The 11,503-nt window shown below is 72.3% G+C and carries 10 protein-coding genes; 6 read left to right on the forward strand and 4 right to left on the reverse strand.

What is annotated here, in order from left to right; genetic code table 11:
* Positions 1-87: 87 nt before the first annotated feature.
* The 5 genes from OG896_RS02230 to OG896_RS02250 all read left to right on the forward strand — a co-directional run bounded on the left by OG896_RS02230 (position 88) and on the right by OG896_RS02250 (position 5,985).
* Positions 88-1,143: a sugar ABC transporter substrate-binding protein gene (locus OG896_RS02230; RefSeq protein WP_329361854.1), complete on the forward strand. Its 1,056-nt coding sequence runs from the start codon at positions 88-90 to the stop codon at positions 1,141-1,143.
* A 111-nt stretch (positions 1,144-1,254) separates the two neighbouring features.
* Positions 1,255-2,343, forward strand: a complete 1,089-nt coding sequence (locus OG896_RS02235; RefSeq protein ID WP_329361856.1) for a mandelate racemase/muconate lactonizing enzyme family protein — start codon at positions 1,255-1,257, stop codon at positions 2,341-2,343.
* 2 nt (positions 2,344-2,345) lie between these two features.
* A complete protein-coding gene (locus tag OG896_RS02240; RefSeq protein ID WP_329361858.1) occupies positions 2,346-3,440 on the forward strand; it encodes an ABC transporter permease in 1,095 nt (364 codons plus the stop codon).
* Positions 3,437-4,438, forward strand: a complete 1,002-nt coding sequence (locus OG896_RS02245; RefSeq protein ID WP_329361860.1) for an ABC transporter permease — start codon at positions 3,437-3,439, stop codon at positions 4,436-4,438. Before OG896_RS02240 ends, OG896_RS02245 begins: the two co-directional genes overlap by 4 nt.
* On the forward strand, positions 4,435-5,985 hold the full coding sequence (locus OG896_RS02250; RefSeq protein ID WP_329361862.1) for a sugar ABC transporter ATP-binding protein: 1,551 nt from the start codon (positions 4,435-4,437) through the stop codon (positions 5,983-5,985). The genes OG896_RS02245 and OG896_RS02250 overlap by 4 nt, the downstream gene beginning before the upstream one ends.
* Positions 5,986-6,061: 76 nt before the next feature.
* Here the strand turns inward: OG896_RS02250 and OG896_RS02255 are convergent, their stop codons facing one another.
* From OG896_RS02255 to OG896_RS02265, 3 genes are read right to left on the reverse strand one after another with little or no spacing between them, the layout of a single operon-like run.
* The gene (locus tag OG896_RS02255; RefSeq protein WP_329361864.1) at positions 6,062-6,817 is read right to left on the reverse strand and encodes an SDR family NAD(P)-dependent oxidoreductase; all 756 of its coding nucleotides are present in this window, start codon (positions 6,815-6,817) and stop codon (positions 6,062-6,064) included.
* Complete coding sequence (locus tag OG896_RS02260; protein ID WP_329361866.1) at positions 6,814-7,767, reverse strand: dihydrodipicolinate synthase family protein; 954 nt, start codon at positions 7,765-7,767, stop codon at positions 6,814-6,816. Before OG896_RS02260 ends, OG896_RS02255 begins: the two co-directional genes overlap by 4 nt.
* Entirely contained in the window at positions 7,767-9,482 is a 1,716-nt protein-coding gene (locus OG896_RS02265) for an IlvD/Edd family dehydratase (RefSeq protein WP_329361868.1), read from the reverse strand. Before OG896_RS02265 ends, OG896_RS02260 begins: the two co-directional genes overlap by 1 nt.
* A 496-nt stretch (positions 9,483-9,978) precedes the next feature.
* Between OG896_RS02265 and OG896_RS02270 the strand changes: the two genes are divergently transcribed.
* Complete coding sequence (locus OG896_RS02270) at positions 9,979-10,677, forward strand: FadR/GntR family transcriptional regulator (protein ID WP_329361869.1); 699 nt, start codon at positions 9,979-9,981, stop codon at positions 10,675-10,677.
* Between the two features lie 13 nt (positions 10,678-10,690).
* Here OG896_RS02270 and OG896_RS02275 read toward each other — a convergent pair whose 3' ends face one another.
* Positions 10,691-11,359, reverse strand: a complete 669-nt coding sequence (locus tag OG896_RS02275) for a hypothetical protein (protein ID WP_329361871.1) — start codon at positions 11,357-11,359, stop codon at positions 10,691-10,693.
* Positions 11,360-11,503: the final 144 nt, after the last annotated feature.

The following is an 11,503-nucleotide window of genomic DNA, read 5'->3' on the forward strand; positions in this document are numbered from 1 at the left end:
CACCGCCAACGGGCCGGCGATCCCACGCACCGCAGCAAGGAGTCCGCGGTACGTCGCGCGTCCTCCGGGCTTACAGAGAGGTACGTCATGCGCTCCCCCCTCACTCGCCGATGCCTCAGCGCGTCGGCCGGCCTGATCGCCCTCGCGGTCGCCCTGACCGGATGTGCGAAGAAGGCGGACAACGGCGACGGCGCCGGGCACGGCCTGTCGCCGGGCAAGGTCAACGTCGCCCTGGTCCCAGGCGGCCCGCACCCTTACTTCCAGCCCTGGAAGAGCACCATCCAGCAGGCCAGGAAGGACTTCTCGCTCGGCCAGGTCACCTTCAACGAGACGTCCGCCTGGGACCAGACCACGCAGAACTCGGTGCTCAAGTCGCTTGCCGCCCACGGGTACAACGCCTTCGGGGTGTTCGGCGTGTCGCCCGACAACATCAACTCGACCTTCGGGGACCTCGAACGGCAGGGCTTCCACGTGGCGTCCCTCGGCTCGTGCCCGGCCGGCAGCACCGACGCGGCGGACTTCTGCCTGTCCACCGACGTCGAGCAGGCCGCCTACAAGGCCACCAAAGCGGCCATCACCTCCATGGGCGGCCATGGCCGGCTCGTCCACCTCACCGGGAACAAGACGGATTCCAACACCTCCCGCCGGGAGGCAGGCGTGGCCAAGGCCGTCGCCGAGACCGGCGGGAAGGTGACGCTGCTGCAGACCGTCACCGACATCGACACCGACCTGCAGACCGCCCAGAAAGCCGTCGCCGACCTGCTGGCGGCCAAGGGCTCGGCGATCAACGGCATCGTCAACACCGCCTACAACCCCGCGGTGGCCTCGGCGGCGGCCGTGAAGAAGGCGGGCCTGCCGATCAAGGTCGTCGCGATCGACGACGACCCCACGATCCTGGCCGACATCAAGGACGGCTCGGTCACCGCGTCCGTGGTGCAGAACCCGGTCGGCCAGGCCTATGTCGGCTCCTACGCCCTGATGAAGCTCGCCGGCGGCTGCACCATGCGCACGCCCGGTGTGGTGATCGACTCCGGGTCCTTCGTCGTCACGACGGCCGACGTCGGCAGCTACGACGCCGCCCGCGCCGCGAAGACGGCGCAGCTGAGGAAGGACTTCGACCGCAGCTACCTGTCCTGCCCGTAAGCCCGAACACCCCGCACGCTCCGACGACCGCGAAGACGACCCCGAACGCCCCGCACACCCCGAGCAGGCGCGGCCGGTGCACCTCCGGCCGGCCGCGCCGAGGAGAGCCCTTTGTCCAGCATCACCCGCGCCGTGGCCTACCTCGTCGACCTGCCCGTCGAGGCCGAGCGCAACGACGCCGTCCAGTCGTTCCTGAAGCAGGAGACCATCTTCGTGGAGATCTCCACGGCAGACGGCGCCGCCGGCACCGGGTACTCGTACACCATCGGTACCGGCGGCACCGCGGTCCTTGCGCTGCTCCGCGACTACCTGCTGCCCCGGCTGCACGGGCAGGACGCCCGCCGGATCGACGCGATCTGGCAGGACCTGTTCGCGGCGACCCGGGCCACCGCGGTGGGCGCGATCACCTCGCTGGCCCTGGCCGCGGTCGACACCGCGCTGTGGGACCTGCGGGGCCGGCAGACCGGCCTGCCGCTGTGGATCATGGCCGGCGGTGCCCGCGACCGCGTCCCGCTCTACGACACCGAGGTCGGATGGCTCCACCTGACCACGGAGGAACTTGTCGCCGGCGCGCGCAAGGCCGTGGCGCAGGGCCGCCGCGGCATCAAGGTCAAGATCGGCAAGCCGTCCGCGGTCGAGGACGCGGAACGGCTCACGGCGGTGCGGTCCGCGGTCGGCCCGGACATCGACCTGATGGTCGACGCCAACCAGTCGATGACCGCCGCCGAAGCGGTGCGCCGCGCGGCCCTCCTGGCACCGGTGAACCTGCTGTGGCTGGAGGAGCCGCTGCCCGCCGACGACCTCGACGGCCACGCCCACCTGGCCCGCTCCACCACCATCCCGGTGGCGGTGGGCGAATCCCTTTACTCCATAGGCCAGTTCGCCCAGTATCTGCGCAGGGGGGCGGCCGGGGTGGTCCAGGCCGACGTCGCCCGTATCGGGGGCATCACCCCGTGGCTGAAGGTGGCGCACCTCGCCGAGGCGCACAACGTCGCCATCTGCCCGCACTTCCTCATGGAGTTGCACGTCAGCCTGGCGGCGGCGGTCCCCAACGGCCGCTACCTGGAGTACATCCCGCAACTGACGGCGATCACGAGCAGCCCGCTGGCCGTCGAGGACGGCGCCGCCCTCGTTCCCCGGACGCCCGGCCTGGGCATCGACTGGGACCGGGACGCCATCGACGCGCTGCGAAAGGCCTGACGATGAGCCGCTCCTCACCGCCCCCCGCCGCCTCGCCCGCCGCCGCGTCCGACCTGGACGGCCCCGGACCGGACCCGCTCCCCCCGGTCACCCGGGCGCTGCCGTACTGGGCCAATCCGCGGCTCGGCCTCCTGGTCGTGATCGCCGCGCTGGTCGGGGTCTTCACCGCGCTGCGACCGGAGTTCCTCGACACCGATCTCACGCTGGTGCCCATGCAGGCCGACCTGAGCGTGTTCGTGGTCGTCGGCCTGGCCCAGCTGTCCGTCCTGTCCCTGGGGCACATGAACCTGGCGATCGGCCGGATCGCCGCCATCTCGGCCTTCGCCATGGGCTGGTGCTACGACAAGCTGTCGTTGCCGCTGCCGGTGGGCCTGCTCGTCGGCATGGCCGTCGGGACGGCCGTGGGCGCCGCCGCGGGCTGGACGATCCACGCCACCGGCGTCAACTCCTTCGTGGTGACGCTCGCCCTGGACTTCGGGCTGATCGGGCTCGTCTCCCTGCTGTACAGCAGTGTCGGTGACGGGGTCGCGTTCCACGTCCACCCCGCCGGAATGGACAGCCTGCGCAACGACACGTTCAGCGACTACTGCGCCGGCAACGTCTGCGGGCCGCCGGTCCCGCTGATCGCCCCGCTCGCCCTCCTGGCCGTCGTCGCCGTCGGCGTGCTCTTCCGGTACTCCCGGCTGGGCCGGGAGATCCTGATGACCGGCTCCAACGCGCGAGCGGCCGAACTGTCGGGCATCCCCACCGCCCGCAGGGTCGTCCAGGCGCACGCCGTGTCCGGGCTGCTCGCGGCGCTCGCCGGTTTCCTGCTGGCCATCACCAACGGGGCGTTCTCCGCGGACATCGGTGGCCAGTTCCTGCTCCCCTCCTTCCTGGGCCCCGTCCTCGGCGGCACCCTGCTGGCCGGCGGCGCGGTGAGCGTCATCGGCACCGTCCTCGGGGCCGCCCTCACCGAGGTGATCCAGACCGGTCTGAACCTCATGCAGTTCCAGATCGAGAAGTCCAAGATCCTCATCGGTCTCGTGCTGCTCGCCGCTCTGTCACTCGACCGGGTCCGGCACGTCATCGCCCAGCGCAGAGGAGGCAGCGCATGACCACCCCGCACCCCACCGTGGGCGCCGGCCCGCGTCCCCGCGGGCGCTGGCAACAGACCGTCCGCAGCACCGAGTTCACCCTGGCCTGCCTCGCCGTGGCCGGATACGCCCTGCTCGCCGCGACCACGCACGGCGCGGTCGTCTCGGGGGACACCCTCACCGCCGTCTTCCAGTTCCTGGCGGTGCCGATGGTCATCGGACTGTCCCAGATGGCGGTGCTGAGCGTGGGCCAGATGAACCTCAGCAGCGGAGTCCTCACCGGCCTGTGCGCCATGGTGTGCGCCTGGCTGATGGCGGCCGCCGGGCTGCCCGCGTGGCTCGCCGTCCTGGGCGGAGTCCTCACCGGGGCCGCGATCGGCCTGGTCAACGGATTGCTGGTGGTCCTCACCCGGATCAACGGGTTCATCGTCACGCTGGCGACCATGACCATCATCGACGGCCTCCGCTACGGCATCCACGGCACGGCGACCTACCAGGGGTACTCCCCCGGCCTGGTCTCCCTCGGCCAGCGTTCGCTCCTCGGCGTTCCCACCGTGTTCCTGGCCGCCGTGCTCGTCGCCGTCCTCGTCGGCCTCTTCTTCCGGAACGCGATGCTCGGCCGCAAACTGCTGGCCAGCGGGGGCAATCCGCTCGCCGCGCGGCTGTCGGGAGTGTCCAACGACCGGTCGGTGGTGGTCGCGCACCTCCTGTCCGGCCTGCTGGCCGGGGTGGCCGGGGTGATCGTGGTCGCCCTGTCCGGATCGGTGAACGCGACCATCGGCGACGACCTGCTGCTGCCCAGTTTCGCGGCGCCGATCATCGGGGGCGTCGCCCTGGCGGGCGGCGTGGTGAGCGTCCTGGGGACCTGCCTGGCCGCGCTGGTGATCCGCCTCGTCGACGTCGCGCAGGCCCAGTACTCCGTCGATCCGGACTGGGTGGACCTCATCGTGGGAGCCGTCGTGCTCGGGGCCGTCCTGCTCACCCAGTTGCGCCGCGGCAAGCCGGGCGGCGCCCGATGATCTTCACCGCCGAACGCCTGGTCAAGACCTTCCCCGGAGTGCGGGCCCTCGACCACGCGACGCTGCGCCTCGAACCCGGCTCCGTGCACGCGCTGCTCGGCGAGAACGGGGCGGGAAAGAGCACCCTGATCAAGGTCCTCACCGGAGTGGTCCGACCGGACCACGGCCGGCTGCTCCTCCAGGACGCGGCGGGAACCGGAGCGCGAGAGGTGCGGTTCTCCGGGCCGCATGACGCCCAGCAGGCCGGGATCGGGGTCGTCCACCAGGAACGCAACCTCGTTCCCGCCTTCGGCGTCGCGGAGAACGTCGCCTTGCAGGCGTTGCCCGGACGCCGCGGGCTGGTCGACCGGTCGGCCATGCGGACGCTCGCCCGCGACTGCCTGGCACGACTCGACGTCGACCTCGACGTGGACCGCCCCGTCTCCTCGCTGTCCGTCGCCCAGATGCAACTCGTGGAGATCGCCAAGGCGCTGGCGACCGACAGCCGCGTCCTGCTGCTGGACGAACCCACCGCGTCGCTCACCTCGCAGGAGGCCGACCGGCTGTACACCGTGGTCCGCCGGCTGCGCGACGAAGGGCGTGCCGTGGTGCTGGTCAGCCACAAGCTGGAGGAGGTGTTCGCCGTCGCCGACACCGTCACGGTGCTGCGCGACGGCCGTACCATCACCGAGGCCGAACCGCTCGCCGACCACTCCGTCGCCCAGATCGTCGACCTGATGGTGGGCCGGGCCCACGCGGAGGTCCGGCTCGACCGCGTGCCCGTCCCCGCCGACGCGGCACCGTCGTTGGAACTCGACCAGGTCAGCACGGCCGCCGGGCACCGCGATGTCTCGCTGGCCGTCCGCCCCGGCGAGATCCTCGGCCTGTACGGGCTGGTGGGTGCCGGCCGCAGCGAACTGGCGCGCGCGGTACTGGGCTTGGACGCGATCACCGGCGGCGCCGTGCGCGTGCACGGCCGCGAGGTGCGGATCGGCGGTGTCCGGCAGGCACTTCACCGGCACCGCATCGGCTACGTCACCGAGAACCGCAAGGAGGAGGGCGTCTTCCTCCAGCAGCCGGTCACCCGGAACGTCGCCGTGACCGTCTGGAACCGGCTGGCCAGGGCCGGCATGGTGCGCCAACGCGACGAGCGCCGGGTCCTGGCGACGTACCAGGAGCGGCTGGGCATGCGGGTGTCCGGGCCGGGCCAGCTCGCCGGCCAGCTGTCCGGGGGCAACCAGCAGAAACTCAGCCTGGCCAAGTGGCTCGCCGCCGAGTGCGACATCCTCATCATCGACGAACCCACCGTCGGCATCGACGTGCGCACCAAGGCCGCGTTCCACGAGCTCATCGTCGAACTCGCCTCGGGCGGCCTGGCGATCCTGCTGATCTCGTCCGACCTGCCCGAGATGGTGACGCTCGCCGACCGCATCATGGTGATGCGGGAGTACACGGTGGCCGGCGAGATCGAGAACGACCACCACTACGCCGGCGTCAGCAAGGCCGTGGGCCGGCTGCTGCACCGGCAACCGCCGGGCGCGGGTCCGGAGGGCCGGGCCGGCGGCTGAGGAGGGGCGCCCCACGGCCGGGCGCCCACCGGCCGGCGGCACGCGGTGGCCGCCGGCCGGTGGCCCGGTGGGGAGTTCAGGCGAACCGGGCGGACACGCCGCCGTCCACCGGCCAGTCGGCGCCGGTGACGAAGCCTGCCGCGTCGGAGAGCAGGAAGACCACCACGGCGGCGACGTCCGCGGGTGTGCCGAGCCGGCCGAGGATGTGCTTGTCCAGCGCGTCCTGGCGCTCGTCCGGCGCGCTCTGCGCGAAGTACTCCGCGAGCAGGTCGGTCTCGATGTAGCCGGGGCTGACCGCGTTGACCCGTACCCCTTGCGGGCCGACCTCCAGTGCGAGGCTGCGGGTGAGGCCGACCAGGCCGGACTTGGCCGCGGCGTACGGGAACATCCCCGGGCAGGTGAGGCTGGCGTGCATGGAGGCGATGTTGACGATCGAGCCGCGTCGGGCGCCGAGCATGGGGGGCAGCACGGCGCGGGCGGTGAGCCAGGCCCCCTTGAGGTCGACGCCGAACACCTCGTCCCACTGGCTGGTCGTCATCGCGACCGGGTCGGCGTAGGAGTTGCGCCCGGCGTTGTTGACCAGCCCGGTGAAGGGGCCGAGTTCCGCGCTCAGTGCCGCCACCGCCGCGGCGACCTGCTCCTCGTCGGTGATGTCGCAGGGGGCCGACGCGGCCGACGCGCCGAGGCGGCGGGCGGTCGCCCGGACGCCGTCCGCGTCGATGTCCAGCAGGCCGGCGCGGCCGCCGGCGTCGACGACCGCGGCCGCGACGGCCGCGCCGATCCCCCGTGCGGCACCCGTGACGAGTACGCGGTGGCCGGTGAGATCCGTCATGATGCGCTCCTGTTCCGCCGGGGCCGCAGGAGCGCGTCGAACTCGGCCAGGAACCGGTCGATGCCGCCGATCTCCTGCGGGTCCAGGCTGCGCGCCGGATGGCGGCATTGGGGGTCGTCGATGAGTCCGCGGCGGGCCGAGACGACCTTCTCCACCATGATGATCAACTCCACCTCCTGCATCCAGTACGCAAGGTAGGGCACCAGGCGGGCGTGGAGGCGCAGGGCCCGGGCCTCGTCGCCGGAATGCCACAGCCGCCAGATCTCCTGGTAGATCTCCGTGAAGGAGCATCCCGGCTGCACGCCGTCGACGCCCCGCCGCAGCCCGTCGGCCAGTTGGAGTCCGGCGTAGCCGGTGAAGGAGCGCAAGCCCGGGGTGCCGGCCGCGAGGTCCTCCGCGAGCCGACCCGGCAGCGGCGTCTCGATCTTGACGGCCACCAGGTTCGGGTGGTCCGCGGCCAGGGCGCGCAGGGCGTCCGCGGTGAAGGACGACCCGGTCTGCGCGGGGGCGTACTGGAGGACCACGGGCGTGGGGGCGACAGCGGTCAGGATCGCCGTCACGTGCCGGCGCACCTCGTCGGCCGGAGGGGCGAGGAAGTGCGGCGGCAGGAGGTTGATCGCGTCGGCGCCGGCGTCCACGGCGGCGGTGGCGCGCTCGACCGCGAGGCGGGTGGCGTGGTCGGGGATCGACACCACGGCCGCCACGTCGGGGCGGGCCGAGGTGAGGTCGAGCAGGCGGGCGGTGAGCAGGTCCCGTTCGGCGTCGCTCAGCTTGTGGAACTCGCTGGCGAAGCCGGGGAACATGACGGCCGTGACGCCGGTGTCCAGGACGTGGCGCACCAGGCGGTCGAAGCTGTCGAGGTCGAGGTCGCCGCCCGCGGTGAAGGGCACTTCGAGGACGGGCATCACCCCGCGCAGCAGGTCGGCGCCGGTGGTCGGGGGCACGCTCATCAGAAGGGCACCTTTCCGGGCTGGTCGCCGGACCCGCCGACCAGGAAGTCGAGGTCGACGCCGCGGTCGGCTTGCAGGACGCGGTCGACGTACAGCCGCGTCCAGCCGCGGGTGTCCGTGCGCTGCGGGGCGGTCCACGCGGCGCGGCGTTCGGCGAGTTCGGTGTCGGTGACGTCCACGCGCAGGCTGCGGGCGGCGACGTCGAGTTCGATCGTGTCGCCGGTGCGTACCAGGGCGAGCGGCCCTCCGACGGAGGACTCCGGTGCCACGTGCAGGATGACGGTGCCGTAGGCGGTGCCGCTCATCCGCGCGTCGGAGATGCGGACCATGTCGGTGACGCCCGCGGCCAGCAGCTTGGCGGGCATGGGCAGGTTGCCGAGTTCGGGCATGCCCGGGTAGCCGCGGGGGCCGAGGTTGCGGACGACGAGGACCGTGCCGGCGTCCACCGGCAGGTCGGGGTCGTCCGCGGCGCGCAGGTACTCCTCGATGTCGTCGAAGACCAGGGCGGGGCCGCGGTGGCGGAGCAGATGCGGCGAGGCCGCGGACTGCTTGAGCACCGCGCCGTCCGGTGCCAGGTTCCCGCGCAGCACCACGGTGCCGCTGCCGACGGGCTGGACGGGATCGTCGACCGGGCGGATCACCTCGCGGTTCCAGACCTGATGGCCTTGGATGTTCGCGCCGAGGGTCCGCCCGTTGACGGTCGGCGCGTCGTGGTCCAGCAGATCGCCGAGTTCGGCCATGAGCGCGGGAAGGCCGCCGGCGTAGGCGAAGTCCTCCATGAGGAAGCGGCCGCTGGGCATCAGGTCGGCGAGCAGCGGCACCCGGCGGCCCAGGGTGTCGATGTCGTCGAGGGTGAGGGGCACGCCCGCCCGGCCCGCGATCGCGAGCAGGTGCAGTACCGCGTTGGTCGAGCCGCCGATGGCGGCGTTGACGACGACGGCGTTGGTGAAGGCCCTCTCGGTGAGGATGTCCGACGGGCGCAGGCCCTCGCGGGCGAGTTCGACCGCGCGGGCGCCGGACTCCTCGGCGAGTTGGGCGCGGCGGGCGTCGGCGGCGGGCAGGGCGGCGGCGCCGGGCAGCGAGAGCCCGAGGGCTTCGGTGACGCAGCCCATGGTGGAGGCGGTGCCCATCGTCATGCAGTGGCCGGCCGAGCGGGCGAGGCAGCCTTCGAACTCGTCGAAGTCGGACTGCGTGATGCGGCCGGCGCGCAACTCCTCGCTCATCCGCCAGATGTCGGTGCCGGAGCCGACCGTCCGGCCCCGGAAGCGTCCGGTCAGCATCGGGCCGCCGGACAGCGCGATGGCGGGCAGGTCGACGCTCACCGCTCCCATGAGCTGCGCGGGCAGCGTCTTGTCGCAGCCGCCGAGGAGCACCACCGCGTCCAGGGGGTTGGCGCGGATGGTCTCCTCGACGTCCATGCTCATCAGGTTGCGGAACATCATCGACGTGGGCCGCATCAGGGGCTCGCCGATGGACATCGTCGGGAACTCCAGGGCCAGGCCGCCCGCGGCGGTGATCCCGCGGCGCACGGATTCGGCCAGCACCCGCAGGTGCGCGTTGCACGGGGACAGTTCGGACCAGCTGTTGCAGATGCCCACCACCGGCTTGCCGCGCAACTGGTCGCGGGTGAGTCCGAGTTGGCGCATGTGGTGGCGGGCGATGAAGCCGGCCTTGCCGGGCTCGTCCCACCAGGCCGAACTCCGCAGGGGGCTCATGTCCGGCTCCCCACAAGAGACCTGCCCGCGCGTTTCGTGGTGATCCGGTCACGCATCGCCGCCACACCTTCCGGTTTTCTGGGGTCCACTCTCCTGAACGGAGTGGTCGCTCGATCCGACCGCTCCCGGCAGCGAAGGCACGGCCATGGAGTCCGTCATAGCGAATACGACAGGACGATGGCACTTGGCAGCTATGCTGTCAAGCATAGACAGTGAGCTCGTCACGGGCTTTCGTCGAAGCGGCTTCCCCGGCGTCCCGACCTGGGGGCCGGGCCGCCGGGGAAGCCGAACGGAGAGGGAATCGGATGAAGGCGCATCCGCACAGGGGTGTCCCCGGCGCGGTCCCCGGCGCACCGCGGAACAGCCCGCCGGCCGTCGGGCGCCCCGGCGCCCGGCGACATGGCAATATGGCGGCTGTGAAGACGGTCGGCCGCTGTGCCTCGCGACACCCCTACCAGGCGTGCCCGGACGCCAAGTGCGGTCTGGAGGCGCGCGCATGACGTTCGCACGCACCACCCTGAGCGACCACGTGGTCCGGGAGATCATCGCGGAGATCAAGCAGCGCCAGCTGCGTGCCGGTGACGAGATCCCGGCCGAGGGCGAACTCGCCGAGCGGCACGGCGTGAACCGGCTGGTGGTCCGCGAGGCCATCCGCACGCTGGTGGCGCGCGGCGTCCTCGCGTCCAGCCAGGGCAAGCGCGCGACGGTGGCCACCCCCTCGCCCGCCGTGCTGGCTCAGATCCTCGAATTCCGGCTCAGCCAGAAGTCGATGGACCTGCGGGACCTGCTCGACACCCGAAGGGTGCTGGAGGGCGAACTCGCGCAGCGCGCCGCGGCGTGCGTCGCCGCGGGCGAGGGCACGGTGGCCGAGGCGGCGGAGGCGCTGGAGACCATGCGGGGCGCGGTCGGGGACCGCGACGCCTTCATCGCCGGCGACCTCGCCTTCCACCAGGCGGTGGCCAACCTGGCGCGGTCCGAGGTGTTCTCCTTCCTGCTCGCGGCCATGAACGGCGTGCTGCTCGACGCCCGCCGGGCCAGCTACCAGGGTCGCGAGCAGCGCGGCACCGGACAGGACGCCACGATCGAGGGGCATCAGCGCATCCTCGACGCCATCGCCTCCGGAGACGGCGCGGCGGCGGCCGAGGCCATGACCGGCCACCTCGCGGAGACCAGCCACGACCTCGGCCTTCCCTAGGGCCGGCGCCGGGCTACGAGCCCAGCAGCCGCATCCGGGTGGTGGCGCTGAAGTTCGCGGCCAGGGTGATCGCCGGATCGGTGTAGTTGCCCCAACCGAGGTCGGGGTAGTTGATCCGCGCGCTGGTGATGAGCCGGACGCCCGGCTCCTGGGCGGCGAACGGGTCGGCGCTGAGCACCTCGAAGGCGTCCAGCGACACGAAGGTGTCGCTCGCCGCCGTGTTCCTGTCGCCCGTGACCCGTACCGACACCGTGTGCCGGCCTTCCGGCAGGTTCGCGAGCTCGAAGACCTTCTGGGCGGCGTTCTTGGCCGCGGCGTAGAGGTCCACGCGGGTGGCCGCGCCGCCGTCGACGCTGATCTCCGCGATGCCCTGGGTCGGCCCCTTCGGGCAGATCACGCGGACGCCGTTGCCCCAGAAGTCCGCGTGCGCGGTGTCCCCGGCCTTCCGGCTGAACGACTCGGTCCGGTCGAGGTCGTCCTGGGTCCAGCTCTGGGAGGCGTCCGCGTGGGTCCACTCCCCCGCGTACACCACCCGGTCCGAGGCGTCGTCGATGACCGGGTCGACGACCCGGAACGCGTCGACGAGGGCGTAAGTCCCGCTGGGGACCCAGGGGGTCTGGCCCGACTCGTAGGCCCCCTGGTCGGGGGCGCTTCCGGCGTAGCCGTCGGTCACGCCCGGCACGACGGCTCCGGCGTCGACCGCCGGGGAGGTGGGCTGGAGGGTGTAGCCCCCGTGCTCGGGATCGCCGTACCGGGGATCGGGGGCGCCGCCGTCCAGGCTGTGGGTGGTGACGAGGTCGTTGCTCTCGTCCGGAGTGCCGCCGGG

Origin of the sequence: Streptomyces sp. NBC_00669 (genome assembly GCF_036226785.1) — a bacterium.
In the GTDB taxonomy this organism is placed as follows: Bacteria; Actinomycetota; Actinomycetes; order Streptomycetales; family Streptomycetaceae; genus Actinacidiphila.

What these genes read in the sequence shown, in the direction of transcription:
- OG896_RS02230 (WP_329361854.1), top strand. Translation starts at nt 88, where the DNA reads ATGCGCTCCCCCCTCACTCGCCGATGCCTCAGCGCGTCGGCCGGCCTG.
- OG896_RS02240 (WP_329361858.1), top strand. Translation starts at nt 2,346, where the DNA reads ATGAGCCGCTCCTCACCGCCCCCCGCCGCCTCGCCCGCCGCCGCGTCC.
- OG896_RS02245 (WP_329361860.1), top strand. Translation starts at nt 3,437, where the DNA reads ATGACCACCCCGCACCCCACCGTGGGCGCCGGCCCGCGTCCCCGCGGG.
- OG896_RS02250 (WP_329361862.1), top strand. Translation starts at nt 4,435, where the DNA reads ATGATCTTCACCGCCGAACGCCTGGTCAAGACCTTCCCCGGAGTGCGG.
- OG896_RS02255 (WP_329361864.1), bottom strand. Translation starts at nt 6,817, where the DNA reads ATGACGGATCTCACCGGCCACCGCGTACTCGTCACGGGTGCCGCACGG.
- OG896_RS02260 (WP_329361866.1), bottom strand. Translation starts at nt 7,767, where the DNA reads ATGAGCGTGCCCCCGACCACCGGCGCCGACCTGCTGCGCGGGGTGATG.
- OG896_RS02265 (WP_329361868.1), bottom strand. Translation starts at nt 9,482, where the DNA reads ATGAGCCCCCTGCGGAGTTCGGCCTGGTGGGACGAGCCCGGCAAGGCC.
- OG896_RS02270 (WP_329361869.1), top strand. Translation starts at nt 9,979, where the DNA reads ATGACGTTCGCACGCACCACCCTGAGCGACCACGTGGTCCGGGAGATC.